The following is a 21,902-nucleotide window of genomic DNA, read 5'->3' as shown; positions in this document are numbered from 1 at the left end:
TCTCTTTTCTATCCATTCCCTGCTTTGGTTGCTTTATTGTAGCTTTTAGCATATACTGCGTTATTTGTTCATCTGTACAGAAACTTTGTTTTTATCTTCACAACTTTTGACATTATTTTATTCTTTTTTAGCCAAATTTTCCCCTTAATTCGAATGGAAACCGCATCTGCAGTGACAACCCTTCCGGCAAAAGCATTAAAGAGCCCCTCGAGCTGTTCCTGTTCCATAGAAAAGAGCACCGGAAAGTCAAAGGGATTTAAGGTCTTGCCATGGCGTGCAGAATCCACCGCAATAGTGCGAACGTTATCAAGCGGTTCAACGTAGCTCGCTTGCTCACAATCATGATCAACGCCATGAGAATAAATGTAATACACAGGAATCTGAGTATTTTTCTGAATCATACGGTAATTCTCATAAAACTTTTCCTTTCCATATTTAACCAGCAATGGATTAGTAGCGGTATGTCCATTATGATGGGACAGTGAAAACTGTCCGCAGATGCTAAAGATTCTTTTTGCATGCAAAGCGCATCCACAAATCACCGCCATATACCCACCTGCTGAATTACCGATGGTCACAATCTCATCATAACCCTCAGTTTCCCTTTTCAACCATTCTATTAGCTTTTCTATATTATCTATCCGGAAATTGATTCCTTTCGCATACCAGGACAGGAAAATATCCCTGATAAAAATTTCTTTCGCAACTTTTCTTCTAGCTCGCAACCTCATCCATTCATAACGATCTGCTTCCTGCACATTTTTCTGAAAACTGATCAGATTATTAGCTGTATAGAGGCCATTTCCAGAAAAATAAATATAACATGCTCTGCCTCTATTCTTTCGAATGACAGAGTTATTTAGAATAATAAAATTTTCCTTTTGGTATTGTTCTTACATTATCGGATCATTCTCATTATAAGTACAAAACATTCGTTTCATCTCCCAATTACATTATCTAGGTAAATCCAATTTTGGTGCTGCGGCATTCTAAATCGCCTATTATCCTGCACCTTCAAATACTTTGGACAGATAACAATCCCACTACGTTTCTTGAGCATAGCTGCCCAATAACTAAAGGAGCTATTTGCCATAATGGCATGCTTGCATTGGGTCATAAGTTGCATATCAAAGTCACAATCCTCAGCAGTATGTGTAACAACTACTTTATTCTCGACCCATGCAAAATGATCACAAACGTACGATATATCATCCGAAAAGAATACAAAAAGTGGGTTTTGTACATTTTTCTCAATAATTTCTTTTGCCTGACGATAATATTCCTCATCGCATACCACAAAAGAACTTCCCACATAGTCTCCACGGCGGACATGAACAAATACCGACTCTGTCGAGCCGATCCTTTGGCTCAGCGCCCTATCAACTTTGTTCATCTCCCTCTTAAACGGAAAATACTCCAGCATGTTCCTTTCCAGTGCTTTATAATACTCTGGATTCTGCCAGTAGCCGTTAAGATACCACTTACCTGGCAGCAGATCAAAAATCTCTGGTCGGAAAATATTGAACCCGCCATCTTGGATATTCCACTTTTTCAGATACTTTCTCTGTCTCATCGCCAGCTTATATCGAATTCCGTTGATCGATTTTCTGAGTAGATTTTTTTCCATGTCAACCCTGCTCAGTTCCACCGGGATATAGCGTAGCTGATTGACCTGCGTAATATCTGCCTTCTCTAACTCGATATCAAAATATTTTTCCAATGAATACCCCGTGTGGGCATGAACATATATATAATCCGAAATGTCAATTTTAATTATTTCATCCGGGTATCTCTCTTTCAATGCACAAACCAGCATGTATTGAAACATCTGGTTTCCTAACCCCCCTGAAATTCGAACAATTATCATGCTATTTTCATCCTTTATTTCTATTGCATTTTATTTTGTATAGCGCCATATATAGTCTCGGTGAGATGCAGTAAAGCTTTTGAGAAGTTGTCATTTTCATCTTCCAATGGAATTTTCCTGCTTTCTTTACCATTTTCCTGAAACCATTGACAAGGCGGTCTTTATCTTCCGCCGCAGCATCTAGCTTACAAGCCAGTCGCGATTCATTGAAGTAGTACCGGAATGCATATCTCCAAAAGGCATCATACGCTTCCATACAATTTTTTGAACTCAAATATTCTAAAATACTTGAAAATTCCTCTATGAATCCCAGACGAGCAGTTTTGAATGTTTTGGTATTTGTTGATCCTTGACGGTTCACTCTATACTTATAGAGTTCTTCATTGATATAGCAAATCTTATTATTGCCCTGCATTACGAGATTTTGAAAATGAATATCTTGATGAATCTGACGGGGGATAAACTGTATTCCCTTTAACGCTTCGGCTCGATAGAGCTTATTCCACACCATAAATCGAAAGATATCAATATATTGAAAAAAACAGACACTCTCCAGGACCTTTCCGTCGATTTCCCTATTTAGGGCATTGGCTGTCTGATGATAGTCGATCCTATCCTCGCTAAACTGATGAAAACCACAAATTGCGACATCAGCGTTAGAAGCTGTAATGGCTGAGTGCATTTTTTGGTACATATCCAATTCCAACGCATCATCACTGTCAACAAATGCAATATACTCGCCTTTTGCAACAGACATCCCTACATTGCGTGCTACTGAAAGACTTTTGTTCTCCTGATGAATTACTCTGATTCTCTTATCCTTATTTGCATACATATCGCAAATCAAATCCGATCCATCCGTTGATCCGTCATCCACTAGGATAATTTCTAGATTCTGATAGGATTGATTAAGGATTGAATCCAAACACTCTACCAAATAGTCTTTTACATTATAAACAGGTACAATCACCGAAATCATATTCTTTTCCCTTAATCCTTCAGATTCTTGATAAACACTGCCGGCGAACCGGCCCAAATTTCATTCGCAGGAATATTCTTTGTCACAATACTCCCAGCTCCAATAACCGCATTCTCTCCAATTGTAACGCCTTTGAGCACCATAGTTCCACCACCAATGAAAGCATTCGAACAAATATGCACCGCAGACTTTTTTGTGAACTCATTATTTCCATATTTTCTGTACTTCGGTTCAATCGGATGAAAATCAGTATCCCATATTTTACATCCCGATCCAATCATCACATAATCATCGATTCTTACGGAAGTAGTGCATACAATCGCCGTATTTGAGATTGCACAATGGCTGCCTATACTCAGATAGCCTTGTGAGGAAACTTTCAAGGAGGTGCAGTTTCCTAGACCGATGGGATTTGCCCAATATGCAGAGTTAATACGGTTACAAGATCCAATCCTAATTTTGCCCTCATTGTAAACGCATATCTTTCCGCGAACGATGTTTTCAGATCCAAACTCTATGCCGTGCATCCACATTTGGAGACGGGCACATAAAGAGGTAAGTAAACCTACCGAATTTATAACTCTTCGTTTTATTTTTTCATAGCCGTTCATAGTGCCTCCTCGATGCTTTGACAAGATAGATCTGGTGAGTTATAACCCAACAAAGCAATCAAAAAAAACACAGAATAATACATTGTAGATTCTGACAATGTCGTTATTACCCATATCATAAAATAAATAGCCATCATCTCTCTACTTGTTGATATTCTTTTAACTCCGTTGTACAAATAGACTATCGTCATACATAACGGAATAACCCCAAAAACAGCCATCTCAGCCATCAATCCACCGCCCGATGATTGGATTCCCATAATGCTGTGATTGAGAATAAAGTTGCTATAAATCTGATAACCGCAGCCCAGCGGGTATCGGGGAATCAACTCCAATGCGGCAAATATCACGGATAGTCTGGCATTTCCTGTTCCGGCTGCCCCAAAATTCAGCGTTGCCTGTCCAAGGTCATTCACGGAAATGGTTTTTCTAAGAAAGAAATACCCAACAATACCACTATCTCCATTGATGTTATACTCTATAATCGCACAAGCAAGTATAATCGCAATCCCAAAACAGATTCTATTTTTTAACCGTCGGCTGTATCCATCGTTTGTCGCAACAAATGCAACAACAATTACCATAAAGGTAATATATCCGGTTGTAGACAATGTTGTCAGCAAAGCAACAACCATTATGATTAGACTGCGCTTCCAATTTTTTTCTTCAATTTTTAGCTGTGGTTTCATAGCCACCAGGACATACAAAGTGGTAAGCAACTGGATACACATCAATGTCGGTTCTGTGTAAATACCGTTGTTTCTCATCACTACATCTGTAGCGCCATTGACATTATACGTATAAAACGGATTAAAACAGAAAAAAACAGCCTCACTTGCAGCAGCTCTGTAAGGAAGCAACACGGTAAGTAAACCTCTGTTTGCATTTATTATAAACCAAAAAGGCAAACTTGCGCTTGCAAGAAAAACCGACAACCTTACATAATTTCTTGCACAGGTTTCACGGTTCACAATCACGGCCGCATAAGCAATTAAAATTCGTGCAGCGATTGTGATTATGATCTCGAGTCCTATACCGCCGGCAGTCATTCGAGTTACAATTGCTAAAGCACAAATCATCCCCGTATAGGCGCATATTCTACTGTGCGCTGCTTTGGCATGCCAAAGGATGATCAAAAAACTGATGAAAAAAAATATATATGGCCATCTGCTTCCGATCATCAAACGAATACCACTGCCATGAGAAACAAGCATCATATATAGAAGAATATATTGCAATATGTTACTTTTTTTTATTTTCAGCATTTTTATTCTCCTATTTTTTTGCTTGCTTCATTGCTGCTGAAATAGTATCGCACCAATTCACATATCCAAATTTTTCCCGGACACACCGCAATGCTCCCTCTCGCATGGCATTTCTTTCAGACTGATCCAAGTTTAGCGCTCTTTTGATCGCGCACTTGCATTGATCAGCCTGATATCCGTCAAAGATAATGCTGTCAACGCCATCTTCCAAGTAATACTCTGTATAATCGCCAACACGGGATACAACAGGTATTATGCCATAGCACATAGCTTCCGGTACTTTGCTTGGAAAATTAGCTAGTGTCATCTGTTTCACTTCTCGAGACAGCAACAAGAAATCCATCTCCTGATACAGATCTACCAATTCACGGTATTGCAACCAGGAATGAACTACAATTTCATTACTTATTACATCGTATTCTCCAGAGGAAAGCATTTTCCTTAATTCCTGCTCTTTGACACCACAGATATGGAATTCTGCTTTCTGTCTCTCGTCATCATCTAACCCTGCGATCGCTTTCAGCATTTCTCCAAGAGAATCCTTAATCTTTCCGTTTGCAGGATAGATAAATCGAAATTTTTCTGGGTTCTCTCTTTTCTTCGATTTACACTCATTGGGATCCGCCATAATGGGCAGAACCTGTATTTCTGGACCTTTGTTTTCATAATACTTTGCAATATATGTGCTGATCGGAAACAGTAAATCGAATTGGGGAAATTCCCTGTCAATCACCTCAAGGTATTTCTCGTATACATTATTCTTTCGGGATTCTGCAAAATCCTCTTTTGCATATAATTCAACGATACATGCAATGGAGATATTATCTCGCTTTTTTGCAGTTATTCTGACAAATCTAGTAATATGCTTCAACGTTGAATAGCACACAAAAACATCTTCGCGATTTGAAGGATACTGATTAATAATTCTTTTCAAGTACCACTTCATAAGGTAATTGTATTGTATATAATGCAAAAGCTTATTGCTACTAAATCTAACCTCTTCCAACTTGAAATGTTTCCACCATTTTCCCTGATCATACTCTAATTCCTTATGATTTAAATTCGATACAATGACAACCTCATATCCCAACGCACGAAACGCCTCACCCAAATACTGTACATAATTTGCAGATGCAGATCCCCTGGGAAAGTTGAAGTACCCAAAAATAAATGCTCTTTTCACTCCTTTTCCTCCCCTCGATCAAATTCACGGCTCAGTATCCGGTGGATTTTCTCAGCCTGTTCCACTTCGCAGATCGTTATTTTGCGATACAGCTTGCTCTTATTTGTGAGGATATTGTCCATTTTGCTTTCAGGAAACTCGTCAAAAACATCAATCATGAATTCATCCAGATCACAGTCCTTCAACGTAGCTGCAATTTTTAGATGATTTTTCACATCTATTAATGCAACGGGCAACGAACCATATTTATATCCGCTCAAAAGGGAATGCATTCGGTTACTCAGATGATATCCGCAATGGCTATAATACTTTCTTAAGTCTCCCAACTTCATCTGCGTATCCACGAATTCCACATCGAATTCATCCTTCAGTCGTTGATAAATGTATTGCGAAAATTCTTCATCTTCGCTCACTTGATAGGCAACCAGTACATGCACCTTCTTGTTTTTTTCTTTCTCCAGCCTTTCTAAAAAAGTCTTGCATTTCTTGATAAGCGCATCTATATATTTCTGCTCTTTGATGTTAAGTGTTGAGCCCTTCATGTTGATCATTACAACATCTGACGCATTTTCTTGCCGTTCCGTTCCTTCTTCATAGATCCACGACATATCTGGGCAAAGCTGGACCTTGCTGATGCCCATACTCCGACATCTCTGCAGCGACTGTGTATCTCGAACAAAATAGCTGTTGACAAACAGTCCTCTTAATGCCTCCGACCACTGCATCGCCTTCGTCATAACTCCAAAAGAGCGACCAATTCTTACATTTTTCACACCTAGCAGCGAATACACAGGCAGAACGCAAGCAGACAACACATTTCTCATGACCTTCTTAACTCCGCCACCGTAGATGTCTCCAAGGCCAGAAACAATATAAGTGTTATCCTGCCTGTGGAGAAGGGCATGGCCTATAATTTTCAGGGCAAACTGCCTGCTATTTTTACAGATAATCTGCTCATCCTTCCGAATTTCTAGCTCTTCCAGAAATTCTACCGGAATGTATGCGCTGCAGTTAGCAAATACTCTCCCGTACTTCCGAAGCTCGGAAATCAGAGCCTTGTTGATCAGTGCATCTCCGGTATTGTCATATTTTGTTTTTGTCTGATAAAAGAAGTAATTCACCGAACGCTTCTCCTTTTTATAAGGGAATTTCAATGTTGCTCTACTTACACAGGCTTGAGATTCACCCGTCCATTTCAGTCAGTGTAGGCACTCTTTTTCATTCGCGCTTTGCCAACTAGCTCCTGCATATATTTCTGAACACATACCGATACGCCCGCTGCCATCACCACGATAGCAAATGCGAGAATCAAGTGCACCGCATACACTGTTCGAGCATTAAGTTGAACCCATTTTTCAGAGAAAAGTCTCCAAATTCGGACAAACGTAGAATTCAGCAATAAAATAATCAGCGTATGCCGTCCCAAGAAGGCAAGCTTGCTAAGTAGTCCTCGAAGACATTCCACTTTATACAATAAGTACGAAAGCGCACAGAAGCTAATGCTTAACGCAATTGCGCAAAAATAGAACAAAAAATAATTACCATATGAAATACACCGGATGTTGACTGCTATGTTTTGGAATACGCAGATGCTACTGATATCAACCATCGCGATACTGACTGCGCAAGACCGAATCGGGTATTGATCCAAATACTTCACTACATTCAGCCTTTTCAGTCTCCAGCCCACTTCATAAAACACAACTGCGACCACTGCAGAGTCAAGCGACCAGGGTAATCTAACCGGAACAACGATAGGGATTAGATAGGCAACAACAGATGTCGTCAGCAACAGACCCAAAATATCGAGTGGCCTTAAGAATACCATAGAATAAGAGGCCGCAAAGGAACATACAGGTTAAGAACCACTGAACCACATCAAAGGTTATAATTTCTGCATTCACACCGAACATAGAGAATACCCCATTTCTGTCATGGGCCTCATTTCATCGTATCGCTTCAATACATACAGCCCAGCATTTCATGTGACAAACAGAGCAGCTCCAAACATCATATATCGGCATATGGAACGTATGAATCCATTTGTCAAAGCCCCTCCAGGTCCCCAGATGCGTAATGTTCATCAGATAAATCGCGAAGGACTTCGCAACATCGATTCGGTTCAGACTTTTATTTTCTACGTTTTATATTCCTCCTGTTTATAGAATGGCTAACCAGTCATCGCAGACCTTATCCACATCCACCTGCTTACGAATCTCTACCGACTTTCTCCGGAAGGCCTCTTGCAGCTCCGCATTGCCAAGGAGCCTTTCTAGCGCGGTTGCCATTTGTCCAACATCATTCACTGGAACTAAATAGCCGTTGACCCCGTCCTGAATAAATCGCCTTGTACCACCTATCGGGCAATCGGTTGCAATGGTCGGGACCCCCATCGCCAATGCTTCCAGCATGGTATTTGACACCCCTTCATAATCAGATGACAACACATATACCTCAGACTCCAGGAGATGCTGATAGATGTTCTCCGAGAATCCCATAAGCTTTACACAATCTTCTAAAGCATTCTTTCGGATATACTCTGTGACTTCCGAGGACAACTCACCCACTTCACCATAGATTTCGACGATATACTCCGGGAACCTCTCCTTGATTCGCTCGAAGGCTTTGATCAACAGCAAAAAATTCTTCTGCGGATTGACACGGCCTATTCCGATAATCACCTTTCTCTTTTTTTGACCTGGCTGAACCATTGGCACCTTCGCCAAATTCATAGGATTGTTAATCACAGCGCCTTTGCTCCGGACAGCTGCGGGAAAGTAGCACCTCGCATCCTCCGTCTGGAACACGCAGACATCTGCGAATCTAAATACAATATCCCTAAGCATGTGCTTATACTTGTTTTTAGGCGTAGTATATGGGTCATTTCTCTCAGACAGAATGTTCCTCATCCCCAAACCAGCGGAGGCAAGAATGCAATATGCACTAACATCAGGAAAGAAGCTGATAATTGATGCCCCCCTGTGAGCTTTGAAATAGGCCCTCAATCGCTTGATTTTTTCGGCTATTTTCAGAGCCTTTTTTCTGTTCTCAGAAACGATCTTATCCACTAAGACACGCTGATCCAATTCATAGGAGCTGGACTTCTTTGTTCCTGTAATGACAATCCGCACAACATGGCCTCTTTCAGCGAATGCGTTAGCCAGATTCACAAAGACCCTTTCTGCACCTCCACCTCCCAAGACACCTGTCACAATGATAATCTCTTTCATGGTGCTTCTTCCCCCATGACCTTCCTGTACTCCGCAACAAATACTCCGGCAAGGTGATCCCAAGTAAAGTGATCTGCAATGGTTTTGTGGGCTGCATCCTTGATCATTTGCATCCGATCGGTATCTTTCGATATCTCACTAATTCTCTCCGCCCATCTGTTCGCATTATCCATATCCAAGACGAAACCATTCTCTCCGTCCTGGATCAGGACACCCGCTCCGCCATTGTGCGTGGTCATCACCACACAGTGATAGTACATCGCTTCCAGCAGAACCATGCCAAAGATCTCGTATTCCGTTGTGAGGAGAAATACATCTGCAGCCTTGTAAATATCCGACAGAAATCGCTGCTCAATCCGCTCCTCCCAGCAAAGATTCTGTTCCAGCCGTAGGGTACGAATCTTTTTCTTGACCTCACCCATGTATTTCGCCTCTCCAGTGCCAATCATATACAGTCTGGCATCTGGCTTCCTTTTCAGCACCCTAGCAAATACCTCCAGAAGAAAAAGCACATTCCTTCTTGGCTCGATACGTCCGATATACAGCATCTTCAGTCTGGATATATCATTACTAATGCTATGATACAAGGCGCTGGTGCAGGCCTCAGTGACGTTGGTCAATGCATCAACATCAATACCTACACCTACCACTTTTATATTTTCTGGCTTTATACCCTTATCACAAAGGAATTTCTTCGCCAAATGACTCTTGACAAGAAAGTGAGTGCCTTTCTTTAAATACGATCGCAAAAAGAGACTATCAAACACCCTGCACATCATGTTAAACCGCTTGTTGAACGGAGAATAATATGAGCCGTGGTAGATCACCGTCTTCCGAGGCATGGTCTGCGCATAATACCATGCCTGAATTTGGTTGTATTCATTAACATGGATAATGTCATACTGTGCAAGCAATTGCTTCTGATTCAGGAAAATCACATTGTTGAGAATCGACAGACCCTTTTTGTAATAGACTATGATTTTCCGCTTATCTACAGGAATTTCGACCGTTTCTTCTTCTTTTTCTGTCCACAAAATGATATCACATTTGTGTCCTGCACGAGTGAAAGCTTTTGCCAAACCAACTTCTTGAATATTATAGGTGCTTTTGGAAACCGACATATATGTCGGATAACATCGAACAATCAGGATCTTCATAGCTTCCTCCCGTTCAACATAAGCTGAGACAATTTACCATGACCGTTAAATCGTTTTATTCCTTTCAAGCTGTTTTCTCAGCAAAGCCAGTGTCCTATTCCAAACAGTTGAAAATACTACTGCAAGAGCAGAAACCATCACAACAACCGTAATGTACGATGTTGCATTGTTCCCAAACAGATACAGAAGCTGAAGTTTTTCTATACCCCGGTACATCACCATATGGCAGAGATAAACCTCAAAGCTCACCCCGCTCAGGAATTGAACCAGATGCGGACATCTCTTTGCACTGATACCCCAGCATAGCATACTAGAGACAACCAACAACCTTGTCAGCAGATTTACCTTCCAGGCATAGTACATCACCAATGCCACAGCAGTAAGGAGCCACACCAGACTTCGATGTCTCTGGAGGATTCGTTCAATCTCTACCTTGTACAGAAAGAATAATTCACCCAGCAGGAAATATACAGCGCTGTATGCAAAATTATTTCTCCCCACTTCAAAGTGCTGCACACACACAAAATTGAGGAGTGTAGCTACGCCAAAAGAAAAAATCGCTCTCCTTCTATTGGCGCACAAAAACACAAAATACGGAAAAGCGATGTAGAACAAAAAGATGACGCCCAAAGTCCAACCTACGCCCATGACCTGAATGTGCTTATGAGACAAGTATCCAAAGCTTAACGTCAGATCCGCAAACATCTCATACAGCGCTTCTTTGCTCGGTGATAGGACAAAATCTAACACGCAAAGTAGCGCAAAAAATGGCCAAATCTTTATCCAGCGCTTCTTGTAAAATTCTTCTATTCGAATTTGACCGGACTTTAATTTGTCATAATAACCGCAACTTATACCAAACGCACTAATGGCAAAGAAAACATACACTAGATCCGTCAGAGATGGGATAAATTGCTTACTCCAGAAGCCTGCACCTACGGAATACTGCCCATTGATAAATACATGCATAGCCAAAATGCCAAACATAGAGCCAACCCGGAGAGCATGGAGTCCCGGATAAATTCCATCTCCCCCTGTCAGATTTTTCTCGTATATTCTCTTCATACTTCCCACATTCATACTTTCTCTGTCAAAGTGGTTTTGTCACTATATTCCTTAAAGCTCATCAAATTGAGATCCTTCTCGCTGATAATTAGATTTTCTTGTCCGCCAATCAATTCGAAAGGCCACTCGATGCCAATATCTGGGTCATCGTACATGATGCCGGAGTCGCCCTCACTATAAAATACCTCGGCACACTTGTAGCTGACGACAGAGTCTTCAATGACCAAATAACCGTGACCGAAAAACTTAGGCACCAGCAGCATATTGGTATTCTCACCAGTTAAATGGAAACCGCGCCATTGGCCAAAGGTTGGCGAATCCGGACGTAGATCAACGATAACATCATAAACATGTCCAGAAATGCAACGCACCAACTTAGGCTGCTGCTTCACCATCTGGAAATGGGTGGCACGGATTACACCACGCTTGGAAATCGTATAAAACACCTCTTTCAACTCGTGATCAATGCCATTGGCTCGAAAAATGTCCACATTGTAATCCTTAATCAGACCACCTCGGTTATCTGTGGCATAAAAAGGCTTGATAAGATATGCACCTTTCAAGTCAAGCTCCCGAAAATCAAATTTCTGTACCATTATGCTTCTCCTCTGATGTATTCTGCCGTCATGCGGATTCCTTCTGCAAAGGGAACCTTATTCTGATATCCGGTATCTCGTTCAACCTTTTTCAAATCGAACTGGTCATAAGAAATGTCCACGCCCTTAAACGGAATATCTCCCAGACCAATCTCTGCCTGCGGGTCAACAATATCCCGCATTTGCAGTAGAAAATCACGCAACGGCTTTGGCTCTCCGCTGCCGATATAATATCGGTTAAACGCCTTACCCTTTTCCGCCACAGCGATAATGGAGTTGATGGCATCTGTAATATAGATGAAATCGTAGGTCTGATATCCCGCCGTGAAGGAACAATGCTCCTTATGTACTAGTTTGTTGATGGAAGTGTAAATCATCCGTGCAGACTTTTCACCCACACCATAGATATTGGTAATAATTACGGGAATAAAATCAATATGATTAAGCTTAGCCACTGTTTCCCCCATCAGATGAGCAGCCAACTTACCGGTTCCATAAATGTAGCCACCAGCCGGTTCAATATCGTCGGACTGGAGATACTCATAGGTTTCCATTTCGTTAATGCTGGAAGCATATACTACCCGCTTGCAACCAATTTCACTGCACAGCTTGATGTAATCACAAGCCAGTTTGACGTTATTCAATTGCACATTATAGTCCGCTCGGGCAGGCCCAGAAGTTCCAGACCATGCCAGATGGAAGAAACACCGATATTCCTGATGGGGAATTTCCTGGGTCAGCGCTGCGACTTCCTTATTCATCACATTAATGCAAGTGACTCGTTCGTCATCCACCAACACATCATCAAACCGAATATCGAGCGCTACTACATAGTAGCCTTTTTCAAGCAACGCATTAACCAACGTTTTTCCAATAAACCCGTTTGCTCCTGTTACGATTACATATTCCATCTTCATTCCCCATTTTTTAAAAAAGCATCAATTTCTTTATCCATGCAAGTTCGGACATCACTGCCACCAGACCAGCACTTGCTCCATTCCACCACCATTTCAATGGCAGTGTTAAGATTCCAGTGGGGCTTCCAGCCAAAAGTTGCCTTTAGTTTTGAGCAGTCTAACTTCAAGAAATTAGCCTCATGAGGACCACCATCATAACGATCAATCCACTTCATTCCCTCTCCCCACTTACTGACAAACAGATCAACCAGTGCACCAGTCTGGAAGCAATCCACATCGTCCGGGCCAACATTATAATATCCAGCGTATTTGCCGTCTTCATACTGCATCGCCGCAATCATCAGATACGCATACAGCGGCTCCAAAACGTGCTGGTAAGGTCGAGTGGAGAACGGATTGCGTACCACAATATCTTCATGCCTCATTGCCGCACGAATACAATCTGGGATGATACGATCGTTAGCAAAGTCGCCGCCACCAATCACATTGCCTGCTCGAGCCGTGGAAATTGCTACTCGACCATCCGAAAAGAAGCTATTTTTATAGGAATGAGTCACAAGCTCCGAGCAGGACTTGGAGTTGGAATAGGGATCATAACCATCCAATTCCTCATTTTCACGGTAGCCCCAAGCCCATTCCTTATTCAGATAGACTTTATCCGTGGTCACATTCAGAAAGGATCTTACACAATTGCTATTACGGATACATTCCAAAATATTCACCGTGCCCATAACATTGGTCTCATATGTGTAGGCAGGATCTTTATAGCTGTCTCGGACAATGGGCTGTGCAGCTAGGTGCAGAACGATTTCTGGTTGAGCTTCATTAAACGCCGCCCTCAGTGCCGGATAGTCCCGGATATCACCGATGACAGAGTGCACATCTTGCTCAATCGCCGCGATCTTAAACAAAGACGGATTTGTTGGAGGATTTAACGAGTAGCCTGTTACAATTGCGCCAGCATTCGCTAACATCTTGCAGAGCCACGAGCCTTTGAAGCCCGTATGACCGGTGACAAATACTTTTTTACCTTTATAAAAACTTAAATCAAAATTCATTTAGGCCTCCCAAATCTTCCAAGGTGCTTTGCCAGATTCCCACAGCGATTCAAGTTTCTGTTTCTCCCGGAGAGTATCCATACACTGCCAATACCCCTTATGTACATAGCCGACCAACTCACGCTGTTCAACCAGCTTCGTCAGCGGACCTTTTTCAAATACTGTATCGTCCCCCTCAATCAAATCAAACAGCTCCGGCTGGAACACCATAAATCCAATATTGATAAGGTCACCGTCCATATCAGACTTTTCACGGAAAGCATCGATGACACCATTGGCACCAACTTCCACCACACCCTTGTTCTGGCCAAAGTTGTACATAGACATTGTGCCTATCTTTCTATGTGCCTTGTGGAAAGCCACAAGTTCAGCGATATTAATATCGCCCACGGCATCACCATATGTAAGCATAAATGGCTCATTACCGACATATTCCCGGATTCGCTTCACACGCCCACCAGTCTGCGTATTCAGTCCTGTATCAACCACTGTAACCTTCCATGGTTCAGCATGTTTATTATGAACGATCATCTCATTATTGCCATTAGTATAGTCAAATGTGATATCAGAGGTATGGAGAAAGTAATCTGCAAACCACTCTTTAATCACATGCTGCTTGTAACCTGCACAAATAACAAATTCATTAAACCCATACGCAGAATATGTCTTCATGATATGCCACAAAATCGGCATACCGCCGATTTCAATCATTGGCTTCGGCTTAAACACAGATTCTTCGGAAATTCTTGTTCCAAAACCACCAGCAAGTATAACGACTTTCATGATATTTCTCCTTTGGGCTCATTCAATTCCTCCCACGGTATATCGTAATGAGCTTCTTGTAATAGTCATCGATCGTATCAAACGTAATGTTCTTACAATTTTCACTATATAGCAACACTCTATCTGGGTTGTTCCATAGCTGGAGTACTTTGTCCTTCAGTTCTTCCTTATTGCCTGCCTCAAATAATTCGCCGGTCTTTCCTGCCTGAATCAGTTCAGGAATTCCACCAATATTTGCTCCTATGACCGGAGTTCCATACATCTGAGATTCCATTACAGAGAAGGGACAATTCTCATACCATTCAGAGGGATAAATTGAAAACCTTGCCGCACGGACGAGCTGTTCCAATGTTGCTCCGCTTTTAAATCCAATGTTTTTTACATTAGGTAATGCTTCCATCTGTTTTTCTAAAGGCCCCGTTCCTGCGAAAACAAACTGCACTTCTGGCAACTCTTCACATACCTTAAGCAACGTTCCTATACCTTTCTCCTCAGAGTATCGGCCAAAGTAAAGAACATAATCTTTCTTTTGAACCTCTCTATCCTCAACAACATCAATAAAATTATGCAAGGCAACTGTTTTCGGTGCCAATTCCGGATTGGTATCAAGTTTAGTTTTCAGAAACTCAGAACAGCAGATTGCCGTGTCAATATACCGGTATGTTTTACGCAGTTTCCAATAATACCCCTCTAAAGTTCCGATTACAGATTTGGCTAACGAGCCATGTATACAGCGATTCTTTATACAATGAATAAACTGTCCTCCAAGACACTTCTCGCAATTCTCTCCTGTGACTGGATTCTTGCACATATGGTTTGGACAGACAAGATTGTAATCATGGCCAGTGAAGACAATCCTACAGGACATGTTATTCTCTTTGCGCCACTTCACAATCTCCAAAATAATCGATGGAGTAAGCTGATAATTAAAGTTATTCAGATGGCAAACATCAGGCATAAAGTCATCTAGAACCTTTCTAATCTGAATACGCGCCTGTATTGAATAGATAGCTTGTATTGCATAGGAAGCCGACACCAATATGTTATGATTATGGAAATCCATATTGGGAGTATATGCTCCAACGCGATTTCCAACAATATTTCGCTCGTCATCCATACCAAAATACTGAACCTCATGTCCCTTGTTTTCTAGGTATTGCCCGATTTTAAACACATAGGTCTCAGTACCGCCGCATTTATATAAAAACTTATTGATTAGTAGGATTTTCATCTCGCTTTACCTAATATTGCATTTTTAAAAATCCTTATTTCCGGATAAACCCATACATGGAAAACTCTTATAATATTAAATGTCAGGAATTTAGGCAAAATGTTACATATTGATGTCATAATTTTTTTGAAAAATTTTGTATCATCCTTCCATAAAGGGTCATCTCTCCAACCAGTCATATTTCTGTATTTGATAAACTCACCTCGATAAGGATGCTGATTTCCAATTATCCATGGCCGGGTTCCAGAAAGAAAGCATGTTGTAAAATGAACAATAATTGGATCAGCTATTCCTGTTTCAAATTCTTCTCGAGTATAGGCCCAAACTGGGTTTCGGCAAATTTGTAAACCATCATATCCAAGATCATAGCATGCCGTTTGCGCATTATATGAAATTGGAAGTAGTTTAACCTTCTTTATAGGTTGAAACACACCATTCAAGACGCCCTGATCCACATAGGTAATATCCCCGTTGTATCTTCTGATAAAATCAATAAACATTTTTTCAACATTATTCTTCCTCCATGCATCCAAGTCAATTACCATGAGTCCATTATTAGTATATATTGAATCCTCAGGGATTCCTATATTACTACGGTATAGTTTACCACGGCAGTCGTCTGCACTCATGACCCATGTATCTCCCATATCCATTTCCCACAGTTCCTTGAGAGAATGGCAAATAATCATATCACAGTCAATGTAAATTACTTTTTTAACGCTCTCGGGTAGAACATGAATCAAGAATAGACGCGAGAATGTACTAATATGCCAGCGTCCTACATCAATATGCATTCCTGCCAGTTCTTCTATATTAAGATTTTTAAGGAAAACTAGTTTTCTGGAATAGTGATCTGCAAGTTCTTCTAACCTCCGTTTATTACGGTCAGAAATCCCCATATCTATAATATATACGTTTATTTCCGATATATCTTGGCAATTATCAAAAAGTGAAACAATCGAAACCGCAGCAATTTCCGAATATAAATCACTTGTTGAGTAGACAACATTCACTAGTTTTTCCTCTTTCTTTGTCTTAGTCACGCTGGAAAATATCACGCGTATAAACTTTATTCTTCACATCATCAAGATTCGCATCATACCGGTTTGCAATGATAGCTCGAGACATCTCCTTAAACTTTTCCAGATCGTTTATGACAACACTTCCAAAAAACTTCTCTCCATCATTTAAGGTCGGTTCATAAATGATCACCGTGGCACCTTTTGCTTTAATCCGTTTCATGACCCCTTGGATGCTACTCTGACGGAAATTATCACTATTGCTTTTCATAGTCAGCCGATATACACCGATAATAACTTCTTTCTCACGGCTCTCATCCCAGGAATCATTTGCCCCATAAGCGCCAGCTAGATCTAATACGCGGTCAGCAATAAAGTCTTTTCTGGTCCTATTACTCTCCACAATAGCCTGAATCAAATTTTCCGGTACATCAGCATAATTAGCCAATAACTGTTTTGTATCTTTTGGCAGACAATATCCACCATAACCAAAACTCGGATTGTTATAAAAATCTCCGACACGTGGATCCAAGCAGACACCTTTGATGATTTTCTGTGTATCAAGGCCTTTTATTTCCGCATAAGTATCCAGCTCATTGAAGTAAGCTACACGAAGAGCCAAATAGGTATTAGCAAATAATTTGACAGCCTCAGCTTCTGTAAAACCCATAAAAAGTGTATCAATATTCTTTTTAACGGCCCCTTCTTGTAGGAGTTTTGCAAAAGTATGAGCCGCCTCAACCAAACGATCGTCTTCTAAATCAGTACCGACTATAATACGGCTGGGATATAAATTGTCGTATAGCGCTTTTGACTCTCTTAAAAATTCAGGACTGAAGATAATGTTCTTGCTTCCGGTCTTTTTGCGGATACTTTTTGTATAGCCAACTGGAATCGTCGATTTGATAACCATAATCGCATCAGGAGCATATTCCATAACCAGGTTAATCACGTTCTCAACTGCTGAAGTATCAAAAAAATTTTTCTTACTATCATAGTTCGTAGGTGCAGCGATAACCACAAAGTCTGCACCTGTATAAGCTTCTTTTGCGTCCAACGTTGCTATCAAATTTAGATTCTTTTCAGCAAGATATTTTTCAATATAATCATCCTGAATTGGAGATTTACGCTGATTAATCAATTCTACCTTCTCTGGAATAATATCTACAGCCATCACTTTATGATGTTGTGATAACAGCGTCGCAATCGAAAGACCCACATATCCAGTTCCTGCAACTGCAATCTTCAAATCCTTAAATTCTTTCATACAACTTATTTCCTCCCAATAGCTCTAATATGTGTTTTTATACTTTTGATCGTATACTTTCCAATAGCCTCACTTTATTTTTAGCGGTTTTCTTGTTATATTTTACATATAGAAATCCCGATACCACTCAGCAAATTTCCGCAGTCCAGTTCGCAGATCTGTACTAGGCTTAAAGCCAAAGTCTCTTTCTAAGGCAGCCGTATCTGCATAAGTCACCGGAACGTCTCCAGGCTGCATCGGTACCAGTTCTTTATGAGCATTGAAATCATAGTCTGCTGGCAGCACACCAGCCCGTATCAACTCTTCACTCAAAATCTGTACGAAGTCCAGCAGGTTCTCCGGGTTGCTGTTACCGATGTTATAGAGAGCGTAAGGCGGAACAGGAAGTCCGTCCTTACCAGTTGCCCTGTCAGGAGCCTTGCCCATCACCTTTTCTACACCGGTCACAATGTCATCGATATATGTAAAGTCGCGTTTGCAGTTGCCATAGTTGAATATCTGGATTGTCTTACCGGCTCTTAGCTTATCGGTGAAACCAAAATAAGCCATATCCGGGCGGCCAGCAGGGCCATACACTGTGAAGAACCTCAAACCAGTTGACGGAATGTTATATAGCTTGGCATAAGCATGGGCCATCAGTTCGTTTGATTTTTTGGTAGCCGCATAAAGAGAAACTGGATTATCTACCTTATCATCAGTGCTATACGGAACTTTCTTGTTAGAGCCATAGACAGAGGAACTGGACGCATATATTAGGTGTTCCACAGGAGTATTGCCTCCATCATAAGAATGACGGCAAGCTTCCAGGATATTATAGAATCCAATCAAATTTGATTCGATGTAAGCATCTGGGTTGATAATGGAATAGCGCACACCGGCTTGTGCGGCCAGATTCACGACAATCTGTGGCCGATACTGCTTGAACACATCCTCAATCAGTTTCTTTTCCGCAATGCTTCCTTTGATAAAAACAAAAGAATTCTGCCTAGACAGTTCGGTCAGCCTTGCTTCTTTTAACCGCACATCATAATAGTCATTCATATTATCGATGCCAATCACCGTTACATCCTTTATATCATCATAAAGACGCTTTACTAAATTAGAGCCAATGAAGCCAACGGCTCCGGTCACCAGTATTGTTTTCTTATGCAAGTCAATACAACTCATATCATTGCTCCCTCTCTGTTAATATCGTTCTATATATTAATCACTGTAGTCATCATTCCAATATTTGTCATAATTTCCACAGTTTCTTACCTTACTGTTAATTTCCGAACAATCAATATATCTCCTCAAGCCTGTCCAAAAATTTTCGATATAAAACTCATAAATTCAATGCCCCAAAGTTTGTCTAAAAGAATACAAAAGAAAAAGCCACTCACCTTATACGCTTTGTTGCGTTTGGAAAGCAGCCTTTTGTACTTCTCGCGACCATTTCTAGACTGGCTGCCATCCAGCTATCATTAACCAAATTCACTGGTCCTGTACTTGAATTGAGCACAATACATAATCATAACTCAGCCTGTAGAACAAATAGTTGGGTACAAAGTACTGTTCGCCACATCACCATCACCATGCTTCCGTTACCTATACCAAGCCGAACATGGCAATATGCATCACTCTATCTTAGCACCCGTTTTTTCTTTGCCCAGAAGTAACAGATTCATCTTAAACTTTCCATGCAAGTAACTGCCCCACTACCTATTCACTCTTTTATTCAGAAAAATGGGCATATCCTCGAAAGATCCGGTACTTTTGTATTTTATCATGAAGTGATGTCAAGTTCAATAGAACCAGACTCTTTTTCATGATTTCATTTCGATATCTACGAAAAACATTTCTCTTCATTTCGTCAAATTATGTCAAAACTGCTCACAAAATCCCTGTCATATAATCAAACTTGATTTATTTGTTGAAAGATTCATTCACTTAGCTAGTGACTCAAATATCAAAATAAAATATAACCATTTATAAGCTTCAAACTCATCAACAAAAACATAATATACTTGACGCAAAAATAAAGTAAAATTTGCCGAATTTAAACGCATATTGGGCCATTCAAAGGTTTCGTTTCCATTCCTTTTTCATCTGCTCTGTGGATCATTTGATTGTCTAGTCTTTTACTCCATCAGCTAATCTCCCGTGGGGACATTATCACGATATGCCGTGTTAAATCCACCCTATGGACTTTCTCTACAATGCAGATTTTCACTTACAAGCCAGCCAAGTCTAGACTTAACAACCATACGAGAGTCAACCTTCCCACAATCCTAATATCATCTCTATGATGTAATGTAAAGGTGATCTCCACCATTTAGAAAATGGAGGAGATCCATTTTTCTTTTGCACTTTAGGACTAGAAGCTAACATTTATCTTTTATTACTGGATACTAATTCCTGCTCTCACCGCTCCCGACTGCGCTGGCGCTTCCTGTGCCACTGCTCCAAGAGCTTCAGAATGGTCTCCTCCATCTGGCGCGGGGTGTAGGATCTCGGAAAGTATTTTCGGATGGCTTCATTTTTCAGGGTCAGCCGGTCCAGCTGGGCGTTCTTCATGACATCCAAAATGGCGTCATAGCTGCATTCGCTCGCCCTGCTTAGCCTCTTGATGCGCTGGGCCTGGGACAGGGACGGCGGGTGCTTGCTGTCCTCCATGGCCTGCAAAAAATCCCGCTGTTCGGCGTCCGTCAGATAGGACAGCTCCACAGCGGGATTGAAGGAAATTCTCCTTTGCTCTACCAGCTCCAACAGCTCGGGAATCAGATGGGTAAGACGGATACGCCTGTGAACCCAGCACTCGTTTCCTAGGTAGACGCTTTTACTTGGGTTACATTCTGCAACTTTTCAGCCTGGACGGTTTGCACCATTAATTACATCCATTCACTTGGCTTTTATGTGCAAAATATTATTTAATGTGTCAGCATCTCATTTTTACCAGGAGTCCGCTAAAAAGTAGAAGAAATCTTTGATCTCCAGGCAGCCTGGACCTCTGTTTTGAGTGTTTCGAGCCATTGATTTTTCATTACGAATGTTCCCCAACGTATTCTATAAACTCCGGCGTTTTAGACCAGTATTTAACGCCCCAATTTTCAAAATTCCATTCTTCCATATAGTCGTTGCATTCATAATCTATATAGTACAAAACACCATTTTGTAAAATAAAATTCGTAGGGAAGTAATCTATGTTTATTTTTGCACTGTAAAGCAAGCGGCACATTTCTTTTATCTGGTGCAAACAGCTTTCCGGTAAACCATCTGCCAATACCAGCTCATACACCGTATCGCCGGCAATGTATTCTTTTACGATTCGCTCATTTGTCACATCCACATCCAGCATTTCGGGCATGGATATTCCAACCGCTTTCAGCCTTTTATAGTCATGTATTTCAGCCTCTATTTTATTTCCGAATTGATAGTAGGCGCAGGGCTCATGATGTATCTGCTTGACGACCACATATCTGTCCTCTATTTGCGCCAGATACGAATATCCCCCCTTGCCTTTTCCCAATAACTTCAGGATTCTATATTCTTTATCATTCACACAAAGTATGTTTTCCATTTAAAAATCTCCCCTTTAAACTGCACCATCATCCAACAGCTTTATTATATCATGCCAAGCCGTTTTTGAAAACGATCCAACTATAACCACATCGCCCCCTTAACGGGACACCTGA

The 21,902-nt window shown here is 41.0% G+C and carries 19 protein-coding genes and 1 pseudogene; all 20 read right to left on the bottom strand.

Annotation, left to right across the window (positions count from 1 at the left end):
* Nucleotides 1–68: 68 nt before the first annotated feature.
* Nucleotides 69–758 (bottom strand): hypothetical protein, encoded by a 690-nt coding sequence (locus tag B5G28_RS08440; protein ID WP_144265507.1) that lies wholly within the window; start codon nucleotides 756–758, stop codon nucleotides 69–71.
* A 179-nt stretch (nucleotides 759–937) separates the two neighbouring features.
* On the bottom strand, nucleotides 938–1,867 hold the full coding sequence (locus B5G28_RS08435; RefSeq protein WP_087247815.1) for an alpha-1,2-fucosyltransferase: 930 nt from the start codon (nucleotides 1,865–1,867) through the stop codon (nucleotides 938–940).
* 7 nt (nucleotides 1,868–1,874) lie between these two features.
* A complete protein-coding gene (locus tag B5G28_RS08430) occupies nucleotides 1,875–2,846 on the bottom strand; it encodes a glycosyltransferase (protein WP_087247813.1) in 972 nt (323 codons plus the stop codon).
* 11 nt (nucleotides 2,847–2,857) lie between these two features.
* Nucleotides 2,858–3,457 carry an acyltransferase gene (locus B5G28_RS08425; protein WP_087247811.1) on the bottom strand — a complete coding sequence of 200 codons (600 nt, stop codon included), beginning with the start codon at nucleotides 3,455–3,457 and terminating at the stop codon, nucleotides 2,858–2,860.
* Complete coding sequence (locus tag B5G28_RS08420; RefSeq protein ID WP_087247809.1) at nucleotides 3,454–4,722, bottom strand: hypothetical protein; 1,269 nt, start codon at nucleotides 4,720–4,722, stop codon at nucleotides 3,454–3,456. Before B5G28_RS08420 ends, B5G28_RS08425 begins: the two co-directional genes overlap by 4 nt.
* Nucleotides 4,723–4,732: 10 nt before the next feature.
* Entirely contained in the window at nucleotides 4,733–5,905 is a 1,173-nt protein-coding gene (locus B5G28_RS08415; protein ID WP_087247807.1) for a glycosyltransferase family 4 protein, read from the bottom strand.
* On the bottom strand, nucleotides 5,902–7,026 hold the full coding sequence (locus B5G28_RS08410) for a polysaccharide pyruvyl transferase family protein (protein ID WP_158099604.1): 1,125 nt from the start codon (nucleotides 7,024–7,026) through the stop codon (nucleotides 5,902–5,904). Before B5G28_RS08410 ends, B5G28_RS08415 begins: the two co-directional genes overlap by 4 nt.
* Nucleotides 7,027–8,064: 1,038 nt before the next feature.
* Entirely contained in the window at nucleotides 8,065–9,135 is a 1,071-nt protein-coding gene (locus B5G28_RS08400; protein WP_087247802.1) for a glycosyltransferase, read from the bottom strand.
* The gene (locus tag B5G28_RS08395; protein ID WP_087247800.1) at nucleotides 9,132–10,292 is read right to left on the bottom strand and encodes a glycosyltransferase family 4 protein; all 1,161 of its coding nucleotides are present in this window, start codon (nucleotides 10,290–10,292) and stop codon (nucleotides 9,132–9,134) included. Before B5G28_RS08395 ends, B5G28_RS08400 begins: the two co-directional genes overlap by 4 nt.
* 45 nt (nucleotides 10,293–10,337) lie before the next feature.
* Nucleotides 10,338–11,357, bottom strand: coding sequence for an acyltransferase (locus B5G28_RS08390; protein ID WP_242967534.1), 1,020 nt, complete (start codon nucleotides 11,355–11,357; stop codon nucleotides 10,338–10,340).
* Nucleotides 11,358–11,368: 11 nt separating this feature from the next.
* Entirely contained in the window at nucleotides 11,369–11,953 is a 585-nt protein-coding gene (gene rfbC / locus B5G28_RS08385; RefSeq protein ID WP_087247796.1) for a dTDP-4-dehydrorhamnose 3,5-epimerase, read from the bottom strand.
* Entirely contained in the window at nucleotides 11,953–12,864 is a 912-nt protein-coding gene (locus tag B5G28_RS08380) for an NAD(P)-dependent oxidoreductase (RefSeq protein WP_158099602.1), read from the bottom strand. The genes rfbC and B5G28_RS08380 overlap by 1 nt, the downstream gene beginning before the upstream one ends.
* 2 nt (nucleotides 12,865–12,866) lie before the next feature.
* Nucleotides 12,867–13,928, bottom strand: coding sequence for a CDP-glucose 4,6-dehydratase (gene rfbG / locus B5G28_RS08375; RefSeq protein ID WP_087247792.1), 1,062 nt, complete (start codon nucleotides 13,926–13,928; stop codon nucleotides 12,867–12,869).
* Complete coding sequence (rfbF, locus tag B5G28_RS08370) at nucleotides 13,929–14,711, bottom strand: glucose-1-phosphate cytidylyltransferase (RefSeq protein WP_087247790.1); 783 nt, start codon at nucleotides 14,709–14,711, stop codon at nucleotides 13,929–13,931.
* A 22-nt stretch (nucleotides 14,712–14,733) separates the two neighbouring features.
* A complete protein-coding gene (locus B5G28_RS08365) occupies nucleotides 14,734–15,942 on the bottom strand; it encodes a glycosyltransferase (protein WP_087247788.1) in 1,209 nt (402 codons plus the stop codon).
* Nucleotides 15,939–16,955: a glycosyltransferase family 8 protein gene (locus tag B5G28_RS08360; RefSeq protein WP_158099601.1), complete on the bottom strand. Its 1,017-nt coding sequence runs from the start codon at nucleotides 16,953–16,955 to the stop codon at nucleotides 15,939–15,941. The genes B5G28_RS08365 and B5G28_RS08360 overlap by 4 nt, the downstream gene beginning before the upstream one ends.
* Before the next feature lie 22 nt (nucleotides 16,956–16,977).
* A complete protein-coding gene (locus B5G28_RS08355) occupies nucleotides 16,978–18,228 on the bottom strand; it encodes a nucleotide sugar dehydrogenase (protein ID WP_087247784.1) in 1,251 nt (416 codons plus the stop codon).
* Nucleotides 18,229–18,330: 102 nt separating this feature from the next.
* Nucleotides 18,331–19,395 (bottom strand): NAD-dependent epimerase/dehydratase family protein, encoded by a 1,065-nt coding sequence (locus B5G28_RS08350; RefSeq protein WP_087247782.1) that lies wholly within the window; start codon nucleotides 19,393–19,395, stop codon nucleotides 18,331–18,333.
* Nucleotides 19,396–20,631: 1,236 nt separating this feature from the next.
* Nucleotides 20,632–21,018, bottom strand: a pseudogene (locus B5G28_RS08345) (chromosome partitioning protein ParB); the annotation flags it as partial.
* A 232-nt stretch (nucleotides 21,019–21,250) separates the two neighbouring features.
* Nucleotides 21,251–21,787: a hypothetical protein gene (locus B5G28_RS08340; protein ID WP_087247778.1), complete on the bottom strand. Its 537-nt coding sequence runs from the start codon at nucleotides 21,785–21,787 to the stop codon at nucleotides 21,251–21,253.
* Nucleotides 21,788–21,902 lie beyond the last annotated feature (115 nt).

The sequence above is a fragment of the Faecalibacterium sp. An77 genome (genome assembly GCF_002161315.1).
GTDB lineage: Bacteria > Bacillota > Clostridia > Oscillospirales > Ruminococcaceae > Faecalibacterium.
The sequence above is the reverse complement of the archived record's forward strand: the minus strand, read 5'-3'. Positions and strand labels throughout refer to the sequence as shown.

Coding starts and splice junctions, on each gene's coding strand:
- B5G28_RS08435 (WP_087247815.1), bottom strand. CDS start 1,867: ATGATAATTGTTCGAATTTCAGGGGGGTTAGGAAACCAGATGTTTCAA.
- B5G28_RS08430 (WP_087247813.1), bottom strand. CDS start 2,846: ATGATTTCGGTGATTGTACCTGTTTATAATGTAAAAGACTATTTGGTA.
- B5G28_RS08425 (WP_087247811.1), bottom strand. CDS start 3,457: ATGAACGGCTATGAAAAAATAAAACGAAGAGTTATAAATTCGGTAGGT.
- B5G28_RS08420 (WP_087247809.1), bottom strand. CDS start 4,722: ATGCTGAAAATAAAAAAAAGTAACATATTGCAATATATTCTTCTATAT.
- B5G28_RS08400 (WP_087247802.1), bottom strand. CDS start 9,135: ATGAAAGAGATTATCATTGTGACAGGTGTCTTGGGAGGTGGAGGTGCA.
- B5G28_RS08395 (WP_087247800.1), bottom strand. CDS start 10,292: ATGAAGATCCTGATTGTTCGATGTTATCCGACATATATGTCGGTTTCC.
- B5G28_RS08390 (WP_242967534.1), bottom strand. CDS start 11,357: ATGAAGAGAATATACGAGAAAAATCTGACAGGGGGAGATGGAATTTAT.
- rfbC (WP_087247796.1), bottom strand. CDS start 11,953: ATGGTACAGAAATTTGATTTTCGGGAGCTTGACTTGAAAGGTGCATAT.
- B5G28_RS08380 (WP_158099602.1), bottom strand. CDS start 12,864: ATGGAATATGTAATCGTAACAGGAGCAAACGGGTTTATTGGAAAAACG.
- rfbG (WP_087247792.1), bottom strand. CDS start 13,928: ATGAATTTTGATTTAAGTTTTTATAAAGGTAAAAAAGTATTTGTCACC.
- rfbF (WP_087247790.1), bottom strand. CDS start 14,711: ATGAAAGTCGTTATACTTGCTGGTGGTTTTGGAACAAGAATTTCCGAA.
- B5G28_RS08365 (WP_087247788.1), bottom strand. CDS start 15,942: ATGAAAATCCTACTAATCAATAAGTTTTTATATAAATGCGGCGGTACT.
- B5G28_RS08355 (WP_087247784.1), bottom strand. CDS start 18,228: ATGAAAGAATTTAAGGATTTGAAGATTGCAGTTGCAGGAACTGGATAT.
- B5G28_RS08350 (WP_087247782.1), bottom strand. CDS start 19,395: ATGAGTTGTATTGACTTGCATAAGAAAACAATACTGGTGACCGGAGCC.
- B5G28_RS08340 (WP_087247778.1), bottom strand. CDS start 21,787: ATGGAAAACATACTTTGTGTGAATGATAAAGAATATAGAATCCTGAAG.